This is a genomic window from Lysinibacillus sp. FSL P4-0201, assembly GCF_038593425.1.
In the GTDB taxonomy this organism is placed as follows: domain Bacteria; phylum Bacillota; class Bacilli; order Bacillales_A; family Planococcaceae; genus Lysinibacillus; species Lysinibacillus capsici.
Genome location: NZ_CP151995.1, coordinates 2,199,977 through 2,226,012, shown reverse-complemented (window position 1 = coordinate 2,226,012; position 26,036 = coordinate 2,199,977). Strand labels below are relative to the sequence as shown.

24 protein-coding genes, 1 pseudogene and 2 riboswitches are annotated in these 26,036 nt (G+C 40.5%); of the genes and pseudogenes, 8 read left to right on the top strand and 17 right to left on the bottom strand.

What is annotated here, in order from left to right; genetic code table 11:
- Window positions 1–9: 9 nt before the first annotated feature.
- A pseudogene (locus tag MKY76_RS11130) lies at window positions 10–923 on the top strand (beta-propeller fold lactonase family protein); the annotation flags it as partial.
- A 106-nt stretch (window positions 924–1,029) separates the two neighbouring features.
- Here MKY76_RS11130 and deoD read toward each other — a convergent pair.
- On the bottom strand, window positions 1,030–1,737 hold the full coding sequence (gene deoD / locus MKY76_RS11125; protein ID WP_048395686.1) for a purine-nucleoside phosphorylase: 708 nt from the start codon (window positions 1,735–1,737) through the stop codon (window positions 1,030–1,032).
- A 111-nt stretch (window positions 1,738–1,848) separates the two neighbouring features.
- Window positions 1,849–2,067: a YozE family protein gene (locus MKY76_RS11120; protein ID WP_048395688.1), complete on the bottom strand. Its 219-nt coding sequence runs from the start codon at window positions 2,065–2,067 to the stop codon at window positions 1,849–1,851.
- A gap of 248 nt (window positions 2,068–2,315) precedes the next feature.
- On the opposite strand from MKY76_RS11120, the gene MKY76_RS11115 reads away from it, so the two are divergent.
- Window positions 2,316–4,157 carry a methyl-accepting chemotaxis protein gene (locus MKY76_RS11115; RefSeq protein WP_103118074.1) on the top strand — a complete coding sequence of 614 codons (1,842 nt, stop codon included), beginning with the start codon at window positions 2,316–2,318 and terminating at the stop codon, window positions 4,155–4,157.
- Between the two features lie 318 nt (window positions 4,158–4,475).
- Here the strand turns inward: MKY76_RS11115 and msrB are convergent, their stop codons facing one another.
- From msrB to MKY76_RS11090, 5 genes are all read right to left on the bottom strand, one after another.
- Window positions 4,476–4,904, bottom strand: coding sequence for a peptide-methionine (R)-S-oxide reductase MsrB (msrB, locus tag MKY76_RS11110; RefSeq protein WP_048395692.1), 429 nt, complete (start codon window positions 4,902–4,904; stop codon window positions 4,476–4,478).
- Window positions 4,897–5,430 (bottom strand): peptide-methionine (S)-S-oxide reductase MsrA, encoded by a 534-nt coding sequence (gene msrA, locus MKY76_RS11105; RefSeq protein WP_048395693.1) that lies wholly within the window; start codon window positions 5,428–5,430, stop codon window positions 4,897–4,899. Before msrA ends, msrB begins: the two co-directional genes overlap by 8 nt.
- Before the next feature lie 12 nt (window positions 5,431–5,442).
- The gene (locus MKY76_RS11100) at window positions 5,443–6,024 is read right to left on the bottom strand and encodes a YpmS family protein (protein ID WP_048395694.1); all 582 of its coding nucleotides are present in this window, start codon (window positions 6,022–6,024) and stop codon (window positions 5,443–5,445) included.
- Between the two features lie 4 nt (window positions 6,025–6,028).
- The gene (locus MKY76_RS11095) at window positions 6,029–6,958 is read right to left on the bottom strand and encodes a GDSL-type esterase/lipase family protein (protein WP_227744879.1); all 930 of its coding nucleotides are present in this window, start codon (window positions 6,956–6,958) and stop codon (window positions 6,029–6,031) included.
- A gap of 401 nt (window positions 6,959–7,359) precedes the next feature.
- A complete protein-coding gene (locus tag MKY76_RS11090) occupies window positions 7,360–8,202 on the bottom strand; it encodes a DegV family protein (RefSeq protein WP_066036831.1) in 843 nt (280 codons plus the stop codon).
- Between the two features lie 275 nt (window positions 8,203–8,477).
- Here MKY76_RS11090 and MKY76_RS11085 point away from each other — a divergent pair, with 275 nt between their 5' ends.
- Window positions 8,478–9,113, top strand: coding sequence for a hemolysin III family protein (locus tag MKY76_RS11085; protein WP_048395699.1), 636 nt, complete (start codon window positions 8,478–8,480; stop codon window positions 9,111–9,113).
- Window positions 9,114–9,156: 43 nt separating this feature from the next.
- On the opposite strand, the gene MKY76_RS11080 is transcribed toward MKY76_RS11085, so the two are convergent.
- Window positions 9,157–9,633, bottom strand: a complete 477-nt coding sequence (locus tag MKY76_RS11080; protein ID WP_048395701.1) for a dihydrofolate reductase — start codon at window positions 9,631–9,633, stop codon at window positions 9,157–9,159.
- Window positions 9,634–9,793: 160 nt separating this feature from the next.
- On the opposite strand from MKY76_RS11080, the gene MKY76_RS11075 reads away from it, so the two are divergent.
- Together MKY76_RS11075 and MKY76_RS11070 are read left to right on the top strand one after the other, a co-directional pair.
- Window positions 9,794–10,711: an alpha/beta hydrolase gene (locus MKY76_RS11075; RefSeq protein WP_281216489.1), complete on the top strand. Its 918-nt coding sequence runs from the start codon at window positions 9,794–9,796 to the stop codon at window positions 10,709–10,711.
- A gap of 62 nt (window positions 10,712–10,773) precedes the next feature.
- Window positions 10,774–11,970: a class I SAM-dependent rRNA methyltransferase gene (locus MKY76_RS11070; RefSeq protein WP_342557845.1), complete on the top strand. Its 1,197-nt coding sequence runs from the start codon at window positions 10,774–10,776 to the stop codon at window positions 11,968–11,970.
- 178 nt (window positions 11,971–12,148) lie between these two features.
- On the opposite strand, the gene MKY76_RS11065 is transcribed toward MKY76_RS11070, so the two are convergent.
- From MKY76_RS11065 to MKY76_RS11055, 3 genes are all read right to left on the bottom strand, one after another.
- A complete protein-coding gene (locus MKY76_RS11065; protein ID WP_342557844.1) occupies window positions 12,149–14,137 on the bottom strand; it encodes a S9 family peptidase in 1,989 nt (662 codons plus the stop codon).
- Between the two features lie 70 nt (window positions 14,138–14,207).
- Entirely contained in the window at window positions 14,208–14,885 is a 678-nt protein-coding gene (locus tag MKY76_RS11060) for a precorrin-3B methylase (protein ID WP_115674427.1), read from the bottom strand.
- A 52-nt stretch (window positions 14,886–14,937) separates the two neighbouring features.
- The gene (locus MKY76_RS11055; protein WP_342557843.1) at window positions 14,938–15,930 is read right to left on the bottom strand and encodes an ABC transporter substrate-binding protein; all 993 of its coding nucleotides are present in this window, start codon (window positions 15,928–15,930) and stop codon (window positions 14,938–14,940) included.
- Window positions 15,931–16,092: 162 nt separating this feature from the next.
- Window positions 16,093–16,280, bottom strand: a riboswitch (cobalamin riboswitch).
- 182 nt (window positions 16,281–16,462) lie between these two features.
- On the opposite strand from MKY76_RS11055, the gene MKY76_RS11050 reads away from it, so the two are divergent.
- The gene (locus MKY76_RS11050) at window positions 16,463–18,400 is read left to right on the top strand and encodes a translation factor GTPase family protein (RefSeq protein ID WP_342557842.1); all 1,938 of its coding nucleotides are present in this window, start codon (window positions 16,463–16,465) and stop codon (window positions 18,398–18,400) included.
- A gap of 145 nt (window positions 18,401–18,545) precedes the next feature.
- Here the strand turns inward: MKY76_RS11050 and MKY76_RS11045 are convergent, their stop codons facing one another.
- Window positions 18,546–19,301 (bottom strand): hypothetical protein, encoded by a 756-nt coding sequence (locus tag MKY76_RS11045; protein WP_342557841.1) that lies wholly within the window; start codon window positions 19,299–19,301, stop codon window positions 18,546–18,548.
- A gap of 225 nt (window positions 19,302–19,526) precedes the next feature.
- Window positions 19,527–19,711, bottom strand: a riboswitch (cobalamin riboswitch).
- A gap of 211 nt (window positions 19,712–19,922) precedes the next feature.
- On the opposite strand from MKY76_RS11045, the gene MKY76_RS11040 reads away from it, so the two are divergent.
- Window positions 19,923–20,690 carry a GNAT family N-acetyltransferase gene (locus MKY76_RS11040; RefSeq protein WP_342557840.1) on the top strand — a complete coding sequence of 256 codons (768 nt, stop codon included), beginning with the start codon at window positions 19,923–19,925 and terminating at the stop codon, window positions 20,688–20,690.
- A gap of 158 nt (window positions 20,691–20,848) precedes the next feature.
- On the opposite strand, the gene MKY76_RS11035 is transcribed toward MKY76_RS11040, so the two are convergent.
- Complete coding sequence (locus tag MKY76_RS11035) at window positions 20,849–21,229, bottom strand: PH domain-containing protein (protein WP_048395723.1); 381 nt, start codon at window positions 21,227–21,229, stop codon at window positions 20,849–20,851.
- Between the two features lie 101 nt (window positions 21,230–21,330).
- Here MKY76_RS11035 and MKY76_RS11030 point away from each other — a divergent pair, with 101 nt between their 5' ends.
- Window positions 21,331–21,609: a hypothetical protein gene (locus MKY76_RS11030; RefSeq protein WP_255601633.1), complete on the top strand. Its 279-nt coding sequence runs from the start codon at window positions 21,331–21,333 to the stop codon at window positions 21,607–21,609.
- A 246-nt stretch (window positions 21,610–21,855) separates the two neighbouring features.
- Here MKY76_RS11030 and MKY76_RS11025 read toward each other — a convergent pair whose 3' ends face one another.
- From MKY76_RS11025 to MKY76_RS11010, 4 genes are all read right to left on the bottom strand, one after another.
- Window positions 21,856–23,100 carry a methyl-accepting chemotaxis protein gene (locus MKY76_RS11025; protein ID WP_259950678.1) on the bottom strand — a complete coding sequence of 415 codons (1,245 nt, stop codon included), beginning with the start codon at window positions 23,098–23,100 and terminating at the stop codon, window positions 21,856–21,858.
- 159 nt (window positions 23,101–23,259) lie between these two features.
- Window positions 23,260–24,678 carry an aspartate ammonia-lyase gene (gene aspA, locus MKY76_RS11020; RefSeq protein ID WP_004230240.1) on the bottom strand — a complete coding sequence of 473 codons (1,419 nt, stop codon included), beginning with the start codon at window positions 24,676–24,678 and terminating at the stop codon, window positions 23,260–23,262.
- A 155-nt stretch (window positions 24,679–24,833) separates the two neighbouring features.
- On the bottom strand, window positions 24,834–25,463 hold the full coding sequence (locus MKY76_RS11015; RefSeq protein WP_319840389.1) for an NAD(P)-dependent oxidoreductase: 630 nt from the start codon (window positions 25,461–25,463) through the stop codon (window positions 24,834–24,836).
- 70 nt (window positions 25,464–25,533) lie between these two features.
- On the bottom strand, window positions 25,534–25,947 hold the full coding sequence (locus MKY76_RS11010) for an Rrf2 family transcriptional regulator (RefSeq protein ID WP_048394490.1): 414 nt from the start codon (window positions 25,945–25,947) through the stop codon (window positions 25,534–25,536).
- Between the last annotated feature and the right edge of the window lie 89 nt (window positions 25,948–26,036).

Here is a 26,036-nt window from a genome sequence, read left to right as displayed (position 1 = left end):
CCCATACCACCAAGTTGTCATTATCTCGTCTATGTGACAGATGCTGGGCAGCTCGCAACGCCTGATAATAGAGTTTCTGTGATCGATACCGCAACAAACACAATCGTCGCTACCATTCCAGTAGGATCTGCTCCGCTAGAAGTAGCGATTACACCTAATGGCGCTTTTGGCTATGTTCCAGCGTTCTTCTCGGATAATGTAACGGTTTTTAGCACTGCCACAAACTTGCCAATCGCTACCATTCCTGTAGGCATTGACCCCCTTGGTGTCGCCATTTCACCAAATGGAACACTTGCTTACGTGTCCAATCACGGATCGAACACTATATCGGTCATTAATACAGCCACCAATACCGTAACAGCACTATTCCAGTAGGGCTACAACCTCAAGGTATTGCCTTTACGCCAAATAGTGCGTTTGCTTATGTTGCCAACGAGAATTCCAATTCAGTATCTGTTATTAATACTGCAACCAATACGGTGATTGCTACAATCCCTGTGGGAATTCGTCCTAGATCCATTGTTTTGACTCCAAGCGGGCAATTTGCTTATGTGACAAATGAAAATAGCAATTCGGTATCGGTTATTAATACCACTACCAATACAGTAGTGGCTACCATTCCTGTTGGTACAGGACCTGTAGGAACAGCGATTACCCCTGATGGAACGCTTGTTTACATTGTGAATAAAGGCAATAATACCGTATCTGTCATCAATACAGCCACCAATACGGTGATTGCAACTATTCCTGTAGGTGCATCTCCAGACCAAGTAACCATCTTGCCAGATGGTACTTTTGCCTATGTAACAAATCAAATAGACAATACGGTGTCTGTCATCGACATAGCAACAAACATGGTAATTGCCACAATCCCAGGATTTAACGGGCCGACTGGTATCAAAACTGGAACAATCTGTCTATAATTACACCAAAAAAAGCAACCGACTACTTCCACCCCATCTTAGAAAATGGGCTGTTTTTTGTCGGTTGCCTGCATTCTTTATAAAGTTAATTATGGCTACAGTTAGCTTAGTCTTGAATTGCTGCGTCTAAAGCGACCACGATCATGTCATTGAATGTTGTTTGACGTTCTTCAGCTGTCGTTACTTCACCAGTGATGATATGGTCACTTACTGTTAGAACAGCAAGTGCTTTACGGCCGAATTTTGCCGCTAATGTGTAAAGAGCTGCTGATTCCATTTCTACCGCTAGTACGCCGTATTGAGCTAATTTTTCGTTTTGGTGCTCATCTGAGTAGAATAAATCTGCTGTGAAGATATTCCCTACTTGTAAGTTAAGACCTGCATCTTTACCTGCATTGTATGCTTTTAATAAAAGATCAAAGTCAGCGATTGGTGCGAAATCGATAGCACCGCCCCAGATAATTTGGTTCATACGTGTATCAGATGTTGCTCCTTGTGCTAAAATCACGTCACGTACTTTTACATCTTTTTGAATTGCACCACAAGTACCTACACGGATTAATTTTTGAACATCATATTCTTGCATTAATTCTGTTGCGTAGATTGAAATAGATGGCACACCCATACCAGTTCCTTGTACAGAAATACGTTTCCCTTTATACGTACCAGTGTATCCGAACATATTACGTACTTCGTTGTAGCAAATTACATCTTCTAAAAATGTTTCCGCAATGTATTTTGCACGTAATGGATCTCCTGGAAGTAAAATTGTGTCAGCGATTTCACCTTTTTTTGCATTAATATGAATACTCATACTGCAATCCCTCTTTTCTGTCAGTTATCACTATAAATAATACTGTGTTTCTGTCATTTACGCAATGCTAGACGTCTAGCAACTACAAAATTATTTATAGTTTTCGTACAATTATGCTTGTTCCTCATAAAGTGTCCACAAAGTATCAAAGGTCTGGATTGTTAGGTTTTCCGTTGCATAGGTTTCTATATAGTCGGACAACTCATTAAAGTCTGTGCTCTGCTTTGGAAAATTATGCTCATGAAACACTTCCTCTGCAAAGCGTACTTTAGGGTCAGACCAATCGCCACCTCGATAGGTTAGGACATATAAATAAAAACTTTTCTTCATCGAACAAATTCCCCTTTTTATGCATTGGCTTTTCGCTAGTGTATCAAAAAAAATAGCATTCGTCATAAATTCCACTACTACTATATTTTACCCACTTATGATTTTAGAACTATTTTCATGGTCGATCCTGACTTTTGTCATAGTTATTTTATCTGAAAAATTTTAATTTTTAGAAATAAAGATAGAAAAATCTAGCAAAATAAGATAAAATTGAAATCGATTATCTAAAAAATAGGAAGGTGATGGCGATGAAAAAGACTAAAAAAACCCATGGTACAGCGAAAAAACGCCCGTCTCTCTTTACTTTTAGCTTTTTTAAGAAGAGGAAAGCTTCTACACAAGGGGAAACTGGGAAAAATCCCCCTCCTATTAAAGAAAAACGACAACGTTTTTACCATTTAATTCGGGGTAAAGTGCTTATTATGTTTGCACTTCTTATTGTAATTAACGGTATTATGGGTATATTGTCCTATGTCAATATACAAAACTTGCAGCACCAAATGGAAGATTTCACAAAGAAAAATGTGCAGGAGCAACTAACGGTGAATCAACTTGCCTATGAGATTGCTAGACTGACCAATTTAGAGCAATCTTATTTAATTACGGGTAACGGCATTTATTCTACTTCTTATCATTTAAAAATAGATACCATTAATAAAAAGCTAGCCGCTTTGAAAGATCAATTTCAAGATCGCCAAGTGGAACTCGGTCATATGCAGGCAATCGAGCAATATTATAAAAATTACCTTGATTATTCAGATAAAGTCATGACAATGCGTGATGAGCTCGGTCTTGAGCAGGCTCGTAAACTGATGATGGGTGCTACTGGGGAAACAATGAAAACACATATCGATCAAAACATTGAGACCATTAATACTGTCATGGACGATTCCAATAAAACAAAATTAGACAAGCTTAACCAGCAGGTAAATATTTCTATCACTACATTCTTTCTCGTTTCAATCGTTGGCTTTTTAGCGATTGTAATTTTTGGCTTTATGCTATTTAAATCATTAAAACGTAATACACAGGCGATTAATGACTCTATCCTTGATATTGCGCAAGCAGGAGGCGATTTGACAAGACGTGTAAATGTGCGTAATCGTGATGAATTTTCGATTATTGCAGCCTCGACAAATACGTTAATTGAGTCGATTTCTAACTTAATTCGACGCGTAAGTGAGTTGGCGGATCATGTATCAAGCAGCAGTCAGGAGCTAATGTCCTTAGCAGATGAAAATGCGCGTACAATTCAGGATATTGCGGATGCGACAGCAGATATTGCGAGTGATAGTGACAATACGATTTCCAGTATGAATAGTGCGCAGCAAAAAATGAGCGACTTAGAGCATTCAATGCATCAATTAAATGAGCAAGCGAGTGCTGTCCATCGTGCCTCTATCGCCATGCAGCAAGCAGCCGATGAAGGTAGCCGCTCTGTGGAGCAATCATCACTCGTCATGCAATCCATTGAAGAAACAATGGCTTCTACAACATCTACTGTGGAGGCGTTAGGTCGTAAATCTGCGGATATTACCTCTATTATTGGTACGATCACGGCCATTTCTGAGCAAACGAATCTCCTCGCTTTAAATGCGGCGATTGAAGCGGCAAGGGCTGGTGAGCATGGACGAGGCTTTGCTGTCGTAGCAGATGAGGTTCGCAAACTGGCAGAGCAATCCCAAAGTGCAGCGAAAGAGGTGACATCGATTGTCACATCTATCCAAGATGAGGTCACATCCATCATTGCTCAAAATCACGAGGGTGTGACAACGGTCATCCGAGGCGTTGAAGTAACAAACGAAACAAATCAATCCTTAGCCAACATTTTATCGCATACCGAAGAAACAACGTCAATCATCGCGGCCATGGTGGATAAAATTGCGACAACGCTTGAAAATAGTAATGCGGTGGCAAGTGACTTCATTCATGTCAATGCCTACGCAGAACAATCCGCGGCCAATACCGTGACATCTGCGGCAGCAGCCACACAAGGCTCCGCCTCTATGCAGGAAATCAACGCCGCAGCCACTGAGCTTGCCCAACAAGCAGATAGCCTACGCAACCTCGTGAGCGAGTTTAAAGTTTAAGCGAACTGAAAGAGAGAGGGAGAATCAATTTTTTATTGGTTCTCCCTTAACTTTGCGGGGCTATCCTTCTAATTTGCAGGGCTATCCCTCACTTTGAGCATGCTATCCGCTACTTTTTCAGGTTTATCCTCCACTTTTAGATTTCTATCCAATTATTTGAAGGCTATCCCCCTAATTTGCTGGGCTATCCCTCACTTTCAGCAATCTATCCGCTACTTTTTCAGGTTTATCCTCCACTTTTAGATTTCTATCCTTCTAATCTGCTGTTTCTCATGACCATAAAAAAACCTAGCAAGGAGCTACCTTGCTAGGTTTTTACTATTTAAATAGTGCTAGGTATTCGCCATAGCCTTCTTTTTCTAAATCTTCTTTTGCGATAAATCGAAGCGCTGCTGAGTTAATGCAGTAGCGTAAGCCACCTTGCTCACTTGGGCCGTCTGGGAAGACATGTCCTAGATGCGAATCCGCTTCTTTGCTGCGTACCTCCACACGACGCATACCGTGAGATGTATCGAAATGCTCGGTTACCTGTTCTTTTTCAATCGGCTTTGTGAAGGCTGGCCAGCCACAGCCTGAGTTGTATTTATCGAGTGAGCTGAATAAAGGCTTGCCAGACACAATGTCTACGTAGATACCTTCTGCAAAATGGTCATCAAACTCATTACGGAATGGTGGCTCTGTGCCATTTTCCTGTGTGACATAGTATTGCATCTCTGTTAGTTCTTTTAAACGTTGTTCCTTATTCATGTTTGTTCCCCCAGTGTTGCTCCTGAAACGCTCGACGACCTGATCCAATCGAATAGCGCTCATAGTGCATTGGATTTTTCTTATAATACTGTTGATGATAATCCTCAGCCGGATAAAACGTAGTGGCTGGTAAAATTTTTACCATAATTGGTTTATCAAACTTGCCAGACGCTTGTAAATCTGACTTTGAACGTTCAGCTAGCTCACGCTGTTCTTCGTTATGATAAAAAATGGCCGTTGTGTAGGATTCTCCACGGTCGTAAAATTGACCCCCTGCATCTGTTGGGTCAATTAAAGTCCAATAAATCGCAAGTAGCTGCTCGTAGCTATATAACTCATCATCAAATGTGATTTGTACAGCTTCCACATGCCCTGTTGTTTCCGAGCAAACCTGTTCATAGGTAGGATTTACAACATGTCCACCTGTATAGCCTGAGATTACGGAATCAATCCCAGGTGTTTCGTCAAAGGGCTTGACCATACACCAAAAACAGCCTCCCGCAAATGTTGCATATTGCTTTGTCATTTATTTCACTCCTTATTCACCAGGAACAATAATTTCCAATAAGATTTTATCCTTTGGTAAGTCCAACTCTTTAGCACGTACACGTGAACCAGAGGCAATGTTAATGCGCGATAAATCAATATATATTTCTGCTTTATTCGGATTCACGGTAATCCATGAGGGAAATTCCACCGAATCGCGCATGATTTTCATTGTCGTTTCTGGTGGAATGTTTAATAACCCTACATTCATGCCTGTCTGTTTTAAAATAATATTCCCCTTGTCATCCACAATAGGATCAAAATTCATGGAAATGGGGATTTCCGTATAGAATACCGTCAGTGTGCTACGTAGTTGAATATCATCCCCAATTGTGAAATCAAGTGGTAAAGGTGAGCCTTTCGCTGCATCCTTTAGGTATTTTTTTGAGATCGATTCTAATTCCTTTGTTGTGGTTTGCACCACGAGTACATTTCCTTTGCTTTCACTTTCACCTGCTGAACTCTTCGCAACATGGACGCCATCCACTGGTCTAGTTGCTAAAAAAACGACGAGGAGGATTGCAAAAAGCACTGTGCCCGCTAAGGCGAAAAACGCGACTTTCCATTTATTCATTTTGTCACTCCTCGAAGCCTATTGCCTTGTTAATCTTTTTTTCCATACCACACTGCTCCATTGCTGCTAGTATACGCTCTGTCATTTTTTCATACCCCTTTGCATTCGGGTGGAAAAAGTCTGTATGATAGACGAGCTCTTCATTTGAATCAAACAAATCTTCTACTGATACGTAACAAGCATTGGAATCCTTGCTGGCTACTTCCTCTATCACATTATTCCATTCTGTGATAATCGTATCAAATTCATTCGCCTCATTGGTTACAATCGAAAACGGATTGTAAAAACCAATGAGTAATAAGGGCACTGTCGGATTTTTAGCACGAATGCCTTCTACGATTTTGCTGTAACGTTCCTTGTATGCCAGTAATTCCTTATCAAAAGCATCACGTTTCAGGTTAAATAAATCCTGCCTGACGACCTTCATGACATCATTGCCACCCATTGTTAAGGAAATTAGCTGTGCTTCTTGCAGCTCCTCATCATAATGCCCTTTTTTCACTAATTTTAGTAGCTGATCGCTGCGTCTGCCACGTTTGCCCCGATTATCAACCTCTACATCCGAAATCGAAGGCCATGCGAGCAATGAATCTGCTAATCTTCCAACATAACCGTCTTGACTATACTCATCACCGACACCATCTGTCAACGAATCTCCCAGTGCCAAGTAATGTAGTTGCTTTGCTTGTTCTTCATCAATTTGCGATAAATCCTCTGCTGATGGCTCAAAAAAATGTTCAAAAATTTGCGTCAACATATTCTTAGATGTTTTTTCCTCATCTTCTGTTTGTTGCTCATCCTGCGGTATATCTTGCTCCGTTCCTGCTTGCTCACCTTCAGGTTCTGCTTGCGGATTCGGTTCATCGATTGATATTGCACAACCACTTAGTACAAAGACGGTCAAACATGACAACATAAATCGCCAAATGTCCATTTGACCACCTTCCATCCCTTTCTATTACTTCTATTATAGAATAGTTCATGCCGCAATGAAAAGTGACTTCCCCTTAGTTCTCCATAATTTTGTGTGCTTGCCAAATTTCCTCAGGTGTATGTATGGAAAAATGTGTGTTTATACAGTGTGCCTTTATGCAGAAGGGATGATAATTAGTAGGATGTCTGATTTATTTTTGGTGGCAACGTCATCACTGTTTGATTGAAGCTACTGTTCAACACGATTACTATTTAATTGAAGCCGCTCAAGCTCATAGTTAGTTGAAAACTGATCACAGCTAAACAAAAACTGCTCATCTTTGAATAATCCGCTCATCCTGCTAGGAGATCCACGTATAATAAAAAAGCCACTACATTTACTTATGTAGTAGCTCCTTCCTGTTATTCTGCAAAATAAATAAAACCAATTGCTCCTGGACCTGTGTGTGTCGAGATGATTGGAGATGTAAAGGCAATTTCAACATCGTTAAAGCCAGTTTCTTCGATTAGCGCTTTTAATGGGTTGCCCATCGTTACGAGGCCATCTGCATGGGAAATGCCGACTGCCTTAACTGTTTTTCCAGCTGTATCTGCTTGGAATTGTTTAAATAAAAAATTGACTACTTGTTTATGACTACGTACCTTTGACACAGGATTGTATACGCCACCTTCAAGGTTGGCAATGACTTTGATGTTTAGGAGGGAACCGATAAAGCCTGTGCCTTTACCAATTCTACCGCCTTTGATTAAGTTTTCGAGCGTGTCTACAATAACGTATAAATGTGTATTGTCTCGTACCTTTTCTAAACGTGTCACGATGTCCTCCACAGTGGCGCCTTCATCTCGCATGCGGATGGCCTCTCGTAGTTGGATAGCTAAACCAATCGCGATAAAGCGTGAGTCAATGACTGTCACATCGGCATCTGTCATTTGAGCTGCTTGACGAGCTGATTCTACTGTTCCACTCATACCACCAGTCATATGGATGGAGATAATTTGATCGCCATCTTTACCGAGCTCATCATATAATTCCTTAAATTTACCTGGTGCTGGTTGTGAACTTTTCGGTAAATTTTTTGCATTTTTCATTAAGCCTAAAAAAGATTGTGGCTCTAAGTCCACTCCATCTGTATATGTTTGACCATCAATTTGAATCGTTAAAGGCACGATATGTATGCCATGTTGTGCTACTTCTTCTTTTGTTAAATCACAAGTTGAGTCCGTTACTATATGAATTCGTCTCACTTCGACACATCCTTTTACTTCATTAAAATTTATTATATAGACTAATGAATCATTATGTAAACATGACATTTGTCATTAGGCAAAGCTCTGTCCTAGCTAGCATGTAAACGCTACCTTGGATACTATAGCGTTTTCACCTACCTCTTGTCTATCAATGCCCCTCAAAGAATATGACAGGCTTATGACATTTTTGATATGAACTATATGACAAATGTAAATGTTCATCTATAAATTATTGGGGTATAGTAAATGTATGAACGAAAGGAGTGTTTCAAATGGTTGATTCATTTGACTATAAATCATGGAGGGAAGAGCTGTGGAATGCCATAACACACGGTATTGGTTTCATTGCTAGTATTCCAGCACTGGTTGTTCTACTGTTAGCAGCCGTACAAACAGGAAATGCCCTACATATTACAACCTTCAGCATTTTCGGTGCGTCTGTCATCATTCTGTTTTTAATGTCTACATTACTACACAGTATGCCAGAAAAATATAAACACTTTTTCGCTATTTTGGACCATTCGTCCATTTATATTTTAATTGCCGGCACCTATACGCCGTTTTTATTAATTGCCGTTGGTGGTTCCCTTGGATTGACGCTACTATGTATTATTTGGTCATTGGCTGTGCTTGGTGTATTGTTTAAATGTTTCTTTATTAATCGCTTTGAAGTACTTTCATTAATTTTTTATATTGGCATGGGCTGGTTAATTATATTTGCCATTAAGCCCGTTTATCTGTATTTAGGTTTACATGGCTTTGCTTTACTGCTAGCAGGTGGGCTATTCTATACGATTGGAGCCATCTTTTATGCATGGCGCTCTCTGCCCTTTAACCATGCAATCTGGCATCTCTTTGTGCTAGCTGGCTGTGCCTCCATGTATGCGTGTGTTTATTTTTATCTATAATAAAAGCAATCGCTCATTGTAAAGGGAGCGATTGCTTTTTCGTTTATTTACGTTCAAAAATTTGATATTGGAATGTATAACCTTCTGGTGCTGTTTCAGGCTCCTCTGAAGAGACTTGAACAAAATCATGCTCATAGCTCGGGAAATAGGTGTCTCCCTGAAAGGCATGATTAATTTTTGTGATATACAAGCGATCAGCCATCTCCATCACTAAACGGAAAATTTGCTCGCCGCCAATAATCATCACCTCAGGTACATCTCCAGCTAGCGCTAAAGCACCTTCCAAGCTAGTCACAATTTCAATGCCTTCTGCCTGATAGTTTTCGTCACGTGTAATGACGATGTTGCGTCGCCCTGGAAGTGGTCGACCGATGGATTCAAATGTTTTACGTCCCATAATCATAGGCTTGCCCATTGTTTTTTGTTTAAAATACTGCAGATCCCCAGGTAAATGCCAAGGCATCCCATTGTTATATCCGATGACGTGATTGTCATCATGTGCCACAATTAAAGAAATCATACTGTCCCTCCAAATACTTTCGTCCCTTTTATTATAAACATAATGCGCTTATTTCACCTATTTTTAAATAAATAAACATTTGTTACACCTAAATCCTAGTAAAATTATATGAATAGTTTATAATAGGAATAACAAACCTCTCAATAAAGGAATGATGAAGATGATAACTTTAAGAAAAGAAGCTGTTCAATATCTAGAAGCTCAGCGTACTGGTACACCTTATTACAAAGTTTCACCGCAGGAAGCGAGAGCCATGCGTACGGTTACACAATGGCAATCTGCACACAAACCGAAGCTAGCATCCATTGAGGATCACAAAATTACAGTGCGAGATGGCGAACAAATTACAGTTCGGCTTTATACGCCTGTTCTCGGTAAAACATTACCTGTTATTGTTTATTATCATGGTGGAGGCTGGGTCTATGGCAATCTAGAATCTGTCGATGCAGGCTGCCAGTTATTAGCAGACCAGGCACAGGCGATTGTGGTATCAGTGGATTACCGCTTAGCACCTGAATATCCTTTCCCAACACCCTTACATGATGCCTACGATAGCTTAGTATGGGTGCACAATCATATGGAAGCCTTAGGTGGCGATGCAAGTCGATTATCAGTTGCTGGGGACAGTGCTGGCGGAAATTTGGCTACTGTGGTTGCATACTTAGCTACTGCACTAGAGGGACCATCGTTACACGCTCAAACACTCATCTATCCTGTCACAAATGTCGATTTTTCAACAGTATCTTATCTGGCATATGGTGAAGATTACGGCTTAGATACACAAGCCATGCAGTGGTTCTCTCATCACTATACAGAGGAAGCAAACTTCACAAATCCACTTGTGTCCCCTCTTCAGCTAGAGGAAGTCCGTAACATGCCGAAAACATTCATTATAGCTGCAGAGGCAGATGTTCTCTTTGATGAGGGTCTAAGCTATGCACAAAAGTTAAAGGCTGCTGGTGTGGTAGTGGAACATATTACAATGCCAGGTTTAATCCATAGTTATTTCAGTAAAATGAATTATTTTGAAGAAGCAACGATTGAAACCGTTACAAAAATTGCGCAATTCCTGAAATAAGTTTGGCTATCCCGCGCAAACAGTGCGATAATAGAGCAAAACGTTTTTTAAAGGATGACACTATGACACAAACAATAGCTCTACAAATACAACAGCCCTTTTCTGATCAATTAAAAAAAGGCTTCCCACTTATTTCAAAGGATGCGGTTGATGCACGACGTTTACCTACTGAGCAAGGAACACTCCTCAGGCTCATTGATCATCATAACCGTTTTATTGGAACAGGTTACTACGGCATCCAAAACAAAGGGATTGGCTGGGTGCTAACGACCGATACGAATGAAACAATTGATAAAGCTTTTTTTATAAAAAAATTCAAAAAAGCCATCGACAATCGTGCTGCATTTTTTAGCAATGAAAACACAACAGCCTTTCGTGTGTTTAATGGTGAAGGAGATGGCATCGGCGGTCTTACGATTGATTTTTTTAACAGCTACTACATGGTAAGCTGGTATAGTGAGGGCATTTATTCATTTAAAGAAGTCGTGTATGATGCGCTTGCTGAGACAGTAGACTACCAAGCGATTTATGAAAAAAAACGCTTTGATAGCAAAGGACAATATATCGAGCAAGATGATTTTGTAATGGGCACGCCAGGAGAATTTCCTATCATGGTGAAGGAAAATGGTATGACCTATGCGGTGCATTTAAACGATGGCGCCATGACAGGGATTTTCCTCGATCAACGTGAGGTACGATTGGCTATTCGAGAGCGTTATGCCAACAACACAGACATGCTGAATACGTTTTCCTATACAGGAGCATTTTCTGTGGCTGCCGCTCTAGGAGGAGCCATCAAGACAACGAGTGTAGATGTGGCAAAGCGCAGTCTAGCCAAAACGATTGAGCAATTTAGTGTCAATCATATTGATTATGAGGCACAGGATATAAAAGTCATGGATGTCTTCCATTATTTTAAATATGCACAACGCCATGCTTTACAGTTTGACCTTGTCGTATTAGACCCACCTAGCTTTGCACGTACGAAGCAAATGACCTTTTCAACGGCAAAGGACTACCCTAAATTACTAAAGGACACGATTGCCATTACCGCTAAAAACGGCATCATTGTGGCTTCCACAAATAATGCCAGCTTTGGCATGAAAAAGTTCAAAGGCTTTATTGACCAAGCATTTAAAGAGACTCGTACACGCTATAAAATTGTCGAGGAATACGGTTTACCGAAGGATTTCCGTGTACCACGTGAATACCCTGAATTTAATTATCTGAAGGTCGTGTTCATCCAGAAAATCGACTAACCAATTGAGAATCACACCAAGGTGTGATTCTTTTTATGTAAGGAAAAGTTGATTCTACCTAAGGAGGTTCGGTATCTCTACAATAAAGATTCCAATAGATTGAAACGTTATAAACAATCAAACAGAGCCCTTCTATTAAAAGTAGCCTAAGAAGAGAACATCTTCTTAGGCCACCCGATTATAGATATTTCACAAACCAATCACGGATATATTCAAGTCGATTAATTCGTAATGTAGGCTTTCCACTTCTTGAAAGTTCATGATTCGCCTCAGGGAAACGCACGAATTTTGTTTGTTTTTTACGATATTTTAAGGCGATAAACAATTGCTCTGCCTGCTCAATTGGACAACGATAGTCTTTTTCACCATGTAAAATCAATAATGGTGTCTCCACTTTGTCTACATACTTCAGTGGCGAATGATGCCATAGCTTCTCTATATCATCGAGTCCTGCTTGAATTTGCCAGTCTGTAAAGTAATAGCCGATATCACTGACACCAGCAAAGCTAATCCAGTTCGAAATGGAGCGCTGCGTCACAGCTGCTTTAAAGCGATTTGTATGGCCCACAATCCAGTTGGTCATAAAACCACCGTAGCTTCCACCAGTTACACCTAGACGATCTTGATCAATAAAATCATAGTGCTCCAGAGCGTAGTCTACCGCTGCCATTAAGTCCGCATAATCATTACCACCATAATCGCCCCGTACTGCATCCACAAATTTTTGGCCATAGCCATGACTACCACGCGGATTAGTATAAAGCACTGCAAAGCCTTGTGCAGCAAGGATTTGGAATTCATTAAAGTAGGTATTACCATACATTGCATGCGGACCACCATGGATTTCAAGAATGAGAGGATATTTCTTCCCTGCTTCATAGCCAACTGGCCTCATAATCCAGCCATTGACCTTCCAGCCTTCTGCACCTTCAAATTCGATACTCTCGGGAACAGCTAATGTTTTGGTTTTTAAAAAATCTTCATTAATGGACGTCAACTGTTCTTTGTCACCTGTTTTTAGGTTCACATAAAACAGATCGCCTGGATTGGTCGTTGTGCTAATAGCCGCAATAGCCTGATCATTTTGCGCATCAAGTGAGAAGCCATAGACATATTGATCATCATGGATAGCTGGGTAAATTTCGCCATCTACATTTCCGTAATAAATCGCCGCATTGCCGTGATCTGTGACTTGGAAGTAGAAGCTATGATTATCATTCATCCATTGCACACGTGGTGATGCTACACCTTGCAGGAAATCACCGATGACATAATCACCAACAGGCGCATCAAATTCACTTGTTACACAGTTTAGTAGTTTTTGCTCCATGTCATAAATCCAAAGCTTTGCTTGTGTGGCATTTTCAAATTCACGTTCTCCACCTACAAAAGAAAGATAGCGACTATTCGGAGACCAAGCTGTTTGGTAATAAGCACCCGAACCTTCTGTTAGCTTGTGACTCTGCTTAGATTCTAACTCCAATAAATAGATATCCACATTAAATGAGAAATCTAAATCCTCCGCTTTATCTGCTAAGTACATAAGGTATTTGCCATCTGGCGACCAAGTACCCAGATGGCAGTACTCTTTGCCTTCTGTCACTTGTTCTAGCTCTCCTGATGCCACATTGACAATGGCAATATGGGTAAACTGCTCCATATCAATAAATCCACCAGCATCCGATTTGTGTTTCATTTTCTCGATTTCTAGTGGCTTTAGTTCTTTATCCTTTTTCTTCTCATCCTCCGCTTTATCTAGGATGGTTTCATCTTTCCCTAGCACGACTGAAAAAGCAATTTTCTTGCCACATGGTGACCAGACAGGGGAGGTCGCTCCATTTTTACAATGTGTCACCTGTTTTGCCTCTCCACCTGCTTTCGAAAGAACATAAATTTGCGACTTACCTGTTCTCGTTGACAAAAATGCAATTTGACTGCCATCTGGTGACCAAACAGGGGAACTCGTTCTATCTTCACCAAATGTCCATTGCTGTGGTGTTTTGTTCTTCAAGTTTATGTAAAACAAATTCGATATATAGTCATTTTTCTTCTCGTCCATACGAGTCTCTACATAAACTACCTCTGTCCCATCTGGTGAAAGCTGTGGATCTGCTACTGATTTTAAGTGATAAAGATCTTCTGGTTGAATCCCTTGTTTCGATGTCATGTTCTTGCTCCTTTGTATTGTAATTTTCTGTGCCTTACTACAATACTTCGACACCCTAAGTAATATTCCTCTATTTAATTGAATTTTTTACTAGTTCCCAATATTCTGCTGACTTTGTTCTGCGATAAAATTTATAAAAGGGCTCATTTGGGCGAGCATGCTCCTTATAAAGGTTTATCAGGTGCAGTAAAAAATCTTCAATTTGTGTGACGTCTACCCTCTTAGCGAATAACGTGCCAGCCTGTGCCTTTGCTCCCATTGGTATTGCCCCTAAATAGACATCAAAGCTTTCTTGTTGGTAAACGAGTCCAATATCATCATAGACTGCATTGTAGCAAGCTGATGCACAGCCATTAATATTGACACGCACTCTTGCAGGTACCTTCATCCCCTCTATGGCATGATAGAGCTGTTCGGTTATCGGAGCAGCCTCCATTTTCTCCCCATCACAAAAATCGCAGGCCTTCATGGCTATGATTGAACCAGAGGGAGCAACATAAAGACCTGCTTCCTGTAAGGCTTGCACCGCTTCCGTGGCATCGCACGTTGGTATGGATACGAGTATACTATAGGAAGCAGAATATTTTATCGCCCCCTTTTCGCCAGCAATTTCGGCTATTTTTTGGAATTGTGCAGGAGTATAATGCTTATTAATAATGCCAGGGCTAACGGCTAGACGGGTAAACTCACCATGACGGTTCAGTGTTTCAAATGTTTGATCTGGTACATTTTTTTGAAATGCGTTCATTTTTATCGCTCCTTATAAAAAAGGAGCTAGCAAAAACGCTAGCTCGAATGGATTAAAAGTTTTCAGGATAGAAGCCCTTTGCTAAAATTTCAATGGCCTCTGCCGCACGAACCCCTTCAGACGCTGCTGAAAGTGGCAGGATGACAAAGCGCTCATTTTTGACCGCTTCCATCTCCTTTAAGGCTGGATCATTTTTTAAGAATTGGATCTTTTGGTCTGCCGTTGTTTCACCGTAATCAATCACGACAACTACCTCTGGGTTGCGGTCTACTGCATCTTCCTTCGACACAGTTGTCCAGCCTGATTCCACATCACCAAAGATATTTTGTCCACCCGCGATTGTCACAAGTTCATTCATAAAGTTTTGACCAGCTGTAAATACATCCTTTTCACCGCTATCAAACACAAGAACACGTAATTTTTCGCTATCTTTTGGTAATTTAGCTTGTACTGCCTCTACATCTTTCGTCATTTGCTCAATTAAAGCTTCGCCACGATCCTCAATACGGAAAATCTTCGCGATATTGCGAATATCAGTGAAAATATCCTCTATTGTTGGCTTTGTCATGTTGGAAGCCGTATGTAAATACGTATGGATGCCTAATTCTTCAAGCTCTTCTTGTGTGCCTACACCCTTTTCGCCAAAGCCACTTTTCCAGCCAGCATATAGGAAATCTGCCTCGGCATCGATGACTTGCTCCTTCGTTGGGTATTGATCGGAAAGAACAGGGACCTTATCGTATGCCTCTTGCAGTGGTTCATAGATTTTATCATCTAAGTAAGCTGTCCCTACCATAGAATCCTCTAAACCAAGTGCTAACATAATTTCTGTCACATGTTGATTTAAGCTAATCGCTTTTGTTGGTGCTTCCGTATATGTTTGAGTTGTGTCATTATTTTTAATGGTTACTTCTGCTGCCGCCTCAGATGGCTCAACCTTTTCACCTTGTGCAACTGATTCCGTTTTGTCCTTTGCGTTACAAGCCCCTAAAACAGCGACCAAGGCAATGATCATCATCAGCCATATACTTTTCCATTTCTTCATGTCCTTTTCTCCTTTGCTGTTAAAATATAGAAAGAAATCAGAGACTTCTTTACTACTAAGGTAGTTGGAAGGGCATAAAAAAACCCTCTTGTCGCCAAGAGAGTAGCATAGTGAAATAACGGTATCATTACCTTCATCACTATCCCCATCCTCGTGGTTCTTAGTCAAAAAATACATACTGGCAGGTATCCTGGCTTAGGTTCATCATCTATACGCCTTCCCATAGTTTCACTACAGTGGCATGCTGTATAGACTCCCCATTTACAGTTGCGGGACAGCATCGGAATTGCACCGATTTCCCTTTTAAGCAAATGACAAATGCCATTTGCACCAATACGTTCTATAATGGTCAATACTATTGATAGACTAGCAGAAGAAAATTTATCGCGCAATCAGTAGTATGACACTAAAAGTATAATCATCATTATATTAGCACTATTTTGACATAAAGACGAACTATTTTACAAGAAATATAGAAGCTAGTATTCTGTTACAATAAAAAGATAGCATTCTATAGAAACGAGGATTTCTTATGTACAAAACGATCGGTGTACTTGCGCACGTGGATGCAGGAAAAACGACCTTCTCTGAGCAAGTGCTTTTTCATACAAATTGTATTCAAGCACGGGGGCGTGTTGATCATCAGGATACCTTTCTTGATCATCATGAGCTAGAGCGCAGACGAGGCATTACGATATTTGCCGAGCAAGGGCGCATGAATATTGGCGATGATACATACACATTGATTGATACGCCAGGGCATGTCGATTTCTCCCCTGAGATGGAGCGTGCTATTCGTGTGATGGATTATGCCATTATTATCATTAGCGCTGTCGAAGGGATACAGGGCCATACAGAAACAGTGTGGCAACTTTTACGTCAATACCATGTCCCTACCTTCTTCTTTATCAATAAAATGGATCGTGAGGGTGCCAATATGGAGGCTGTCATCAGCCAGCTTCGCAAAGATTGCTCTCAGTATGTATTATTCATCGATGAGCCACTGCGAGCAGACTATGTATCAAATAATATTATGGAATGGCTGGCGGAGCGCGACGAAAAATTGCTTGATGCCTTTCTAAATGAGTCATTGGAGCATGAACAGTGTCTTGCTCAATTAAAGGAAATGATTAAAAATGAAGGTGCCTTCCCTTGCTTTGCTGGCTCGGCCTTAAAGGATGAGGGCATTCAGGAATTTCTTGACCAGCTCCCGCTGTTAACGGCTTCCCATTTTGACAAGGATGCCCCGTTTGAGGGCGAGGTTTTTAAGATTCGTCATGATGGGCACCAGCGTTTAACCTTTATGAAGGCAACCAAGGGCTCGTTGCATGTACGAGATGAATTTTCATTTGACGAAGTAACAGAAAAAGTGACCGAAATTCGCCTTTATAACGGCAGTCGCTTTGAGACCGTTCAACAGGTAGAGGCAGGAGAAATTTTCGCTGTCAAAGGACTGAGCCAGGCAAACATTGGGGATCGAATCGGTACAACGATGCTATCACAGCCCTATGAGCTTGTCCCAACCTTACAGGCAAAGGTTCAATATGAGGGTGATCAGCATATCAAGGAAGTGCTACAGATTTTCCGTTTACTCGAAGCAGAAGAACCGTCCTTGCGTGTGGTCTGGCAGGAAAAATTTCAGGAAATCCATGTGCATATTATGGGTGCCATTCAATTGGAGGTCCTGACAGAGGTATTAATGACGCGTTTTTCATTAGCTGTCTCCTTTGGTGAGCCGCAAATTTTATACATGGAAACCATTGCGACGACCGTAACGGGCTATGGTCATTTCGAGCCCCTCAAGCATTATGCAGAAGTTCATTTATTAATGGAGCCAAATCCACGTGGAACAGGTAATACCTTCACCAATGCCTGTCATGCCGATCATTTATCTGTAGGCAATCAGCGCCTTGTTGAAAAGCATCTGTTTGAGCGTGACCATCATGGGCTACTAACAGGCTTCCCTGTAACAGATATTCATTTTACACTTCTAACAGGTCGCGGGCACAATGAACATACATCGGGGGGAGATTTCCGTGAAGCCAGTTTCCGTGCCCTGCGTCAGGGGCTGGAGCAGGCACAAAATGTTCTACTTGAACCCTATTATCGCTTTAAAATGAAAGCTTCAAACGACTTTATCGGTCGTATGATGACTGATATTCAGCAAGCAGCTGGCACGTTCGATGACCCGATTTTATCCGAAACGGATGTTATCATAACAGGTCGTGCACCTGTTGCCACTTTAATGAGCTACAGCACAACCTTTGCCGCCTATACAAATGGGAAAGGTGCACTCACACTCCAATTTGATGGCTATGATGTGTGCCATAATACAGAGGATGTGATTGCACAGATTGGCTACGATAAAAATGCCGATCCTGAGTATAGTTCCTCTAGTATCTTTTGTGCAAAGGGCAAAGGATATTCGGTTCCATGGCAAGAAGCACAGGCAGCCATGCATTGCCTGTAGGATGATGAGACTGCTCGCTTCGGGTATTTCCTCGGCTTCCACGGGTATCCATCGCTCTAGCGCGGGTATTTCTTGCTTGGGCATCAATATATCTCTACCCTGCCACAAGATATTACAAGCCCTCCAAAAAATGGAGGGCTTGTTTTTATAGTGCACCGACAGCTTTCTTTGTTGGATTGTCCAACAAATATGCGGGTTCAACTATTACATAGTCATGCTTGTTCGTAAAATCAATTAGTACCTTACCAGGTTGACTTTTTAATAGTTGTAGATGATCAATTAATTGCAGTAAAAGCTTGTGACCGTTGCCACGTGGATGCCAGTTGAAATGATAATCATTTAACGCTTGCACCGCTTCAATAAATTGGGCATATTCCTGCTGCACAAATGCAATGAGTTTGTCATGATGAGATGCTAAATCATATAAATATGTTTCGTAAAAGCGCATGACAATCGAGCATAATAAGTCATTGACACGAGCGGCACTTAAAACAGGCTTTGGCTCCAATGATAGACGGTCGAGGTTGGGCTTTGCGCGTGTAGAATCAATGCGCGTAATTAAGTGATACGCTTCTCCGTTGACCTCATAGACAATCGGATTGGTCGGCATGTACATCATAAAACTATTCGTCTTTGTTTTTAGTTCATCTGCTATGGCTGCTTTCGCTAAAAGATGACCGTCCACATCCCCATTTTGTATCCAAATAATTTCTTTATTATATAAGATTTGCTCAAAGAAGCGATCATTACGAATCAGCTTCGTTGCTAATAATTGATCGATCAGAGACTCGACCACCATTCTTGTTTTCGCTTTCTTGGCAACTTCTGTGCGTGGTTGCTTACAAATGTTCAGATCTTCATAAGGCGTTTCCAACATTGTCGTTACATGAATATTTGTCATACGTGCATCCCCTTTGCGTACATATTTTCAAAACAAAAAGGACTCCCTACTTTTGAGGAAATCCTTCATTTTATCTTCTTTCATCACACAATGCCAAACAAACCCTAAGTATGTGTGAACGAGTTCGATTGTGAACCCTTTCATTTACTATGGGCGTTTGACGTACTGTGACGAACAGAGCATTCTGTTTTGTCAACATGCCACCTCCTATTCCTCGTAGGTTTATGGTGTGTACTCGTAACAGGCAGGTATCCTGACTCATGATCATCGCTTCTTTTCTCCTTCCCGTCCAAAGACAGTGGATACTGAAAAGTCGCTCACATTTACAGTTGCGGGACAGTGTCGGATTCGCACCGACTTCCCTTTTAAGCAAATTGCACGCAATTTACACCTATTACTACACGCTATTCAGTTGTCATAGGAATGAGTATAAGCACATTCCTATTAGATTACTAAAATCAATTGTAAAGTAGTGTTTTTCTAAAGTCAAATATCACAATATTTTCCAAACTACTAATAAAGTTATAGCGGGATGTAAAAAAGGTGAACTGCGTATTTTTTATCTTTCATTGACTTTATAATGAAAGATAGTGAACTTCTAATAGGGGAAGGATGAAAAATATGAAAACAAGTCAACAAGTAGTAACGAGTAATTTAGAGGAAAAAATGAAACTATTTACTCGAGCCGTTTCTGGACAAATTATAGAGGAAGCTCATTTTGTCATAGCCAATACGAATATTCCAACTGATACATTTAATTTGTTAGTAGCGAAATCGCCTATAATTCATAAGGAAAATCATCTTAAACAAAGGATTAATCATTTCATTGTGAATAAACTTCCCTTCAGCACGTGGGTGGATGCCAACTATCTAAGCGATGATTGGCTACAGCTGATAAAAGACTGCAATTTACAGGAAGCTGAACGAAATATGATGATGAAGCTTGACCATACACTTCACACAGGTCCACGAATTTCCAATTATCTTACCATCACAGAAGTAAGTAACAAGGAAAAGCTTCTACAATATAAGGAAGTTTTTCTAAGTTTATTTGGAGAAACAGCAGAAAGAGATGCATTAGAAATTTACTTTCATCAATTCTCACAGGAAAAACTAGCATCAAATGCTCGCATGTTTATTGGTTGTATAAAGGAAGTACCTATCGCTACGGGATTATTAATCGACAGTAAACATAGCTATGGGATTTATGATGTGATGACAAAAGATGCGTATAGGGGCAAGGGTTATGGCAGTGAGATGTTTCAATTCCTACTCAGTCAAACAATCGATAAGCAAAAGCCCGTAGTCTTACAGGCAGCAGAGGATGGAAAAAATATTTATAAACGCTTCGGGTTTAAAGAAGTCGGAGAAATGATTGTATTTGAATAAGACTTCGCCAATCTTATTTACACTTGACAGTATTTTCGAGCTTACCGTAATCATGAAGCTGATTTAAAATCCGTTACACCGACCCCTTCCTGGCACGACAGAAAAGCCTCGCAAATCTGCGGGCTTTTGGTTGTGCACATGTACTATTAGCACATTCATTACGTCCCCAAAACATACTGTGCTAAGACGCTTTGCACCTTATAAATATTTGTCGCCTTATTGAAGTTTTTTTGAATTGGTAATGGACTGCCAGACACCCATATTTTAAGCTCTGCATCTAAATCAAATGTTCCAGCTGTTTCGACTGAAAAATGAACGATATTTTTATAGGGAATGGAATGATACTCTGTTTTCTTGCCAGTCACTCCTTGCTTATCAATGAGGATCAATCGTTTATTGGTAAAAATAAACGTGTCTCTAATAATTTTATAGGCGTTCTTGACTGTCTCGTTTGGAATTAATAAATTATGGACCTCCTCCTGGAGTTTTTCTAAATTCACCTCGCTTGCATTGCCGATCAATCCATCAAATAAGCCCACTATCTGTCCCCTTTCACTCTCGTTTATTTAATGTATTACAAAGAAGTGAGGGCTACGACAGGAAATGGTGGTATTATTTTGCCTATTGAGGGGGTGAGTGGTTGCGAATAATGATAGTTGCTTTAGTGTCTCTACTAGCCGTTGTTTTACTAGGATGTAATGAAAAACCAGATGATGATTTAGCTAAGGTCAGCATTTCTAATCGTGCTGAATTTGGCAAGATAAACCGTGATTTTAGTAAAAAATATCAGGATGAAGAATTACTTACACTATTCCAACAAGCCATTGCAACAGCTGTCAAAAACGAGGGTACCGTCAATATGGCTTCACCAGAACATAATGTACAAATAGTGGACAAGGCAGGAAACAAATATGGCTAGCATCTTTGGTTAGGTGATAAAGGTCAAAACAGTAGTTTGATGCATGTCTAGGATACGCATACGATCTACACACTATCTGAGGAGTTCACTGGGAAACTAATTGCGCTGGTTCGACCATAAAAACACTTTCCATGTATTCTAGGAAAGTGTTTTTATGGTCAATTAGTGCCATTGTGCGGCTTTTCGTAGTATTGATGAAAAGGCTTATTTAGGGCTTAAAAACCTAGCAACATACCTTTTCATTGCCTAAACCTGAAACTGGTTAGTTAACTTTTGTAAGTTATCCGCTTGGACACTTAAATCCTGTGTGACATGATTAACTGCTTGCATTGAGGCTGTTTGCTCATCCATTGAATGTAAAACAGCTTCTGTATAATTCGATAGCTTGCCCATGCCAGCTGCGATGGTTGTCACAGTGGATGCCACTTCATTGGCGCTACTTGAAAGCTGCTCAGCTGTCGTCGAAATATCCTCTAGCTGACTTGTCATCTGACTAACATGCTGTGAAATTGTGCCAAATGATTTTGTCGCTTCGTCAATGACATACACTCCTTGTTGAACATTTTTCAAATCATCTTCTACTGATGAGGCTACTTGTTTTGTATCACTTTCTATTCCTACAACTAAATCCACAATTTGCGTAGCAGAGTGCTTTGATTGTTCTGCTAATTGACGCACTTCTTCAGCTACAACGGCGAAGCCTTTACCATGCTCCCCAGCGCGTGCTGCTTCTATGGCCGCATTTAATGCTAGTAGATTTGTTTGATCTGTAATGGTAGTAATCATATCTGTCATTGATTTAATATCTGACATTTTAAGGGATAATTGCTGCATCAATCCACTTGTTTTTTCTGTTGAAGAGGAAATAAATTGCATTTGCTCTTTTGCCACATGTAAAATATTTGCACCATTTCCTGCTATCTCGCTAGCATCTTTCGCATGCACAAACACATCTTGTGTGGCTACTGTAATTCGCTCAATGCCATCAACGGTTTCTTGCATAGATTTAGCACTATCATTAGCCGATTGTGCTGCTTGCTTCAAGCCCTCTGACGTCTTCTCCATTTGTTGATCTACTTCTTCCACAGCAAGCGTAATTTCATTCGTACTCGCAGATAATTCCTCGATGCTTGCCGATAAATCTGTAGAGCTGTGCGCAATTTTTTGTGTCATTGTTCGTAATTGTTCCTGCATCTCTAAAAAGGATTGTGCTAGTTGAGAAATTTCACCATTATCACGAACCTCAATGACAACGGTATCTAATTGACCTGCCGTAATTCCTTGTGCAGCCTCTGTGATTTGTTTGATAGGCTGTATCACTTTGTAGTGGACATACACTGTGTAAGATAGTGTAATAGCGATGCCTACAATCGTTAACACGGTAGAAAACCAATCTAATGTCGTTACATTGGCTAAATCGATAAATAAAATAACGATCATTAAAACATTTAAAACGGAAAAGCCAAGTAAACTCTTTTTTCGTAAACTCATTACAAATTCCCCCAACTAAAATATGTCTTCCATACCATTATTATAGTTGAATAATCCTAAAATACATAAGGATACGCTCTATTTTATATGAGAAAAGGTCTACAAAAAAAGACTATAGACAGCCTTTTAGGGCATGTCTACAGTCCATCATTGCTCGTTTTATTTTAATTTCATGATACTAGAACCCGCAATACCTGGGTGTGTCATTTCATATGGATCTAAAATCAAGTCTAATTGTTCTTTTGTGAGGACGCCTTCTTCAATGCAAAGCTCACGAATTGAACGACCTGTTAAAATAGCTTCACGTGCTAGACGAGCAGCTACTTCATAACCGATGTGAGGGTTAACTGCTGTTAGCACGCCTACACTTTTTTCTACATATTCTTTCATGCGCTCTTCATTTGCTTCAATATCTTTTAAGCAGTTTTCTGTAAACGCACGGAATACATTATTCATAATGCTAATCGATTGGATTAGGTTGAACACTAATACAGGCTCCATTACGTTTAATTCTAATTGACCAGCTTCCGATGCTAGAGAAATTGTATGGTCATTCCCAATTACTTGGAAGGCTACTTGATTCAGCACCTCAGGCATAACTGGGTTAACTTTACCTGGCATAATTGAAGAACCTGGTTGACGAGCTGGTAACAGGATTTCTCCTAAGCCTGCGCGAGGACCAGAAGCCATTAAACGCAAGTCATTAGCAATTTTAGACATATTAATCATACAGATTTTTAAAGCGCCTGATACTTCTGTGTAGGCATCTGTATTTTGTGTTGCATCCACTAAATGCGTTGCACCTTTTAATGGTAAACCAGAAATTTCAGCAAGATGCTCATCAACAGATTTAATGTAGTCTGGGAAGGCATTTAAGCCTGTTCCAACAGCCGTTGCACCCATGTTCACATCATATAAATTCGGACGAGTTTGACGAATGCGTACGATGTCACGGTTGATCACGCGGCAATAAGCTTCAAACTCTTGTCCTAAGCGGATTGGCACGGCATCCTGTAAATGCGTACGTCCCATTTTAATGACATGAGCAAATTGCTCTGCTTTTTGATGGAAAACGGATTGCATATAATCCATCGTTACTAATAATTCATCTATTAAATTTAACACAGCGATATGAATAGCTGTTGGGAAAGCATCATTTGTTGATTGTGACATATTGACATGACTGTTTGGGCTTACTGTGTGATAGTCACCTTTTTCTTTCCCTAAAATTTCTAGGGCACGGTTAGCGATGACCTCATTGGCATTCATATTGATGGATGTACCTGCACCACCTTGAATTGGGTCTACAATAAATTCAGCATCCCATTTGCCATCAATCACTTCTTGCGCTGCTTCGACAATTGCCTCACCAATTTCTTTTGATAATAGGTGTACTTCCATATTACTTAATGCAGCTGCCTTCTTCACAATCCCCATTGCTTTAATAAGTGATGAGTGAATTGTGTAGCCTGTAATTGGGAAGTTTTCCGTAGCACGTAGTGTTTGAATTCCGTAATACGCCTCTGCTGGTAATACGCGCTCACCTAAAAAATCTTTTTCTATTCGTTGTGTTGACATTATTGTCGTCTCCTTTTATGTAATACTCACACTTGATAGTAGCTAATAAAAGTCGTATTGTAAACAGTCATTTTTCTGTAAACGAAAAAAATCCTTCAAAAAAGCAAAAAAATCACAAAAAACCGAGCGCATTTCCTACGCTCGGTTGCATTTTATTATTTATTTGACGTTACTGTGAAACGGCTATTAACGTGCTGTGGGTTTTCTAATTCATCGACGACAGCCACTGCGTAATCGGCATAGCTGACATAGCTTTCCCCCGCGTCATTTACTAATAAGTGGTCGACTCCTGCGGTATAGTGACCTGTACGTGGTCCTTCTGGATCGAAAAATGCAGATGGACTAATAAATGTCCAAGTAATGGATGATTGTTGTAAATCCTGTAGGTTTTGTCCTTGATTTTGCGCTGTTGCTAAATACATGGCTGGGAAATCTGGTGTATCCATCACACGCACTTTTTTCTCTGGGTCCACAAATAGGCTGCCCGCTCCCCCTACAACCACTAATTTTGTAGGAATACCTTGGAAAATCGAGATCAAATGACGACCCGCTTTGACATGTAAATCTTCTTGTCCAGCTGGAGCACCGAATGCATTGACAACGACATCGAAGCCTTTTACATCATCTTGCGTCACATCAAACACATCTTTTTCAATTACTGGAATAGCAGCTGTCATTTTTGCTGCTGAACGAACGATGGCTGTGACCTCATGACCACGTTGTACCGCTTCCTCTACTATTTTTTGTCCAGCTTTTCCTGTTGCACCAATTACGGCAATTTTCATGATTTATTCCTCCTAAGGTTTAGTTGTAACCATTTTAGTTACAGGTTAGATACAAGAAGACCATCTCCGTCTAAGTACGAAGCTGATCTAGCACATCCTGTAGCGTCTGTGCTTGTAATTGCTCTTCCATTGCCAGCCACACAGATGTATAGACACCCTCTAATGTATGCTTGATTTTTTGACCTACTGCACACGCTGGATTGGGCTCATCATGAATGGCAAATAGCTGCTCTGGCCCATCAATTGCCTGATAAATCGCTAGCAGTGTTAAATCCTTTGGCTCTACTAATAGCTCATAGCCAGCCATGCCAGAATGAGAAGAAAGTAAGCCTGCTTTTTTTAGCACACCAATCATTCTTCTTACGACTACTGGATTGGTATTCACACTTCCAGCTATAAAATCGGACGTAAGGAGACTTTTATCAGAGGTTGTAGCAATGAGCGAAAGAATATGGATCGCCACCGAAAATCGACTGTTCACCATATGTATCACCACCTGTTGTAACTATTATAGTTACAGGTGCAGAAAAAAGTCAAGCCCTGTCACCTGTATATATTGTTCCCCGTTATGCT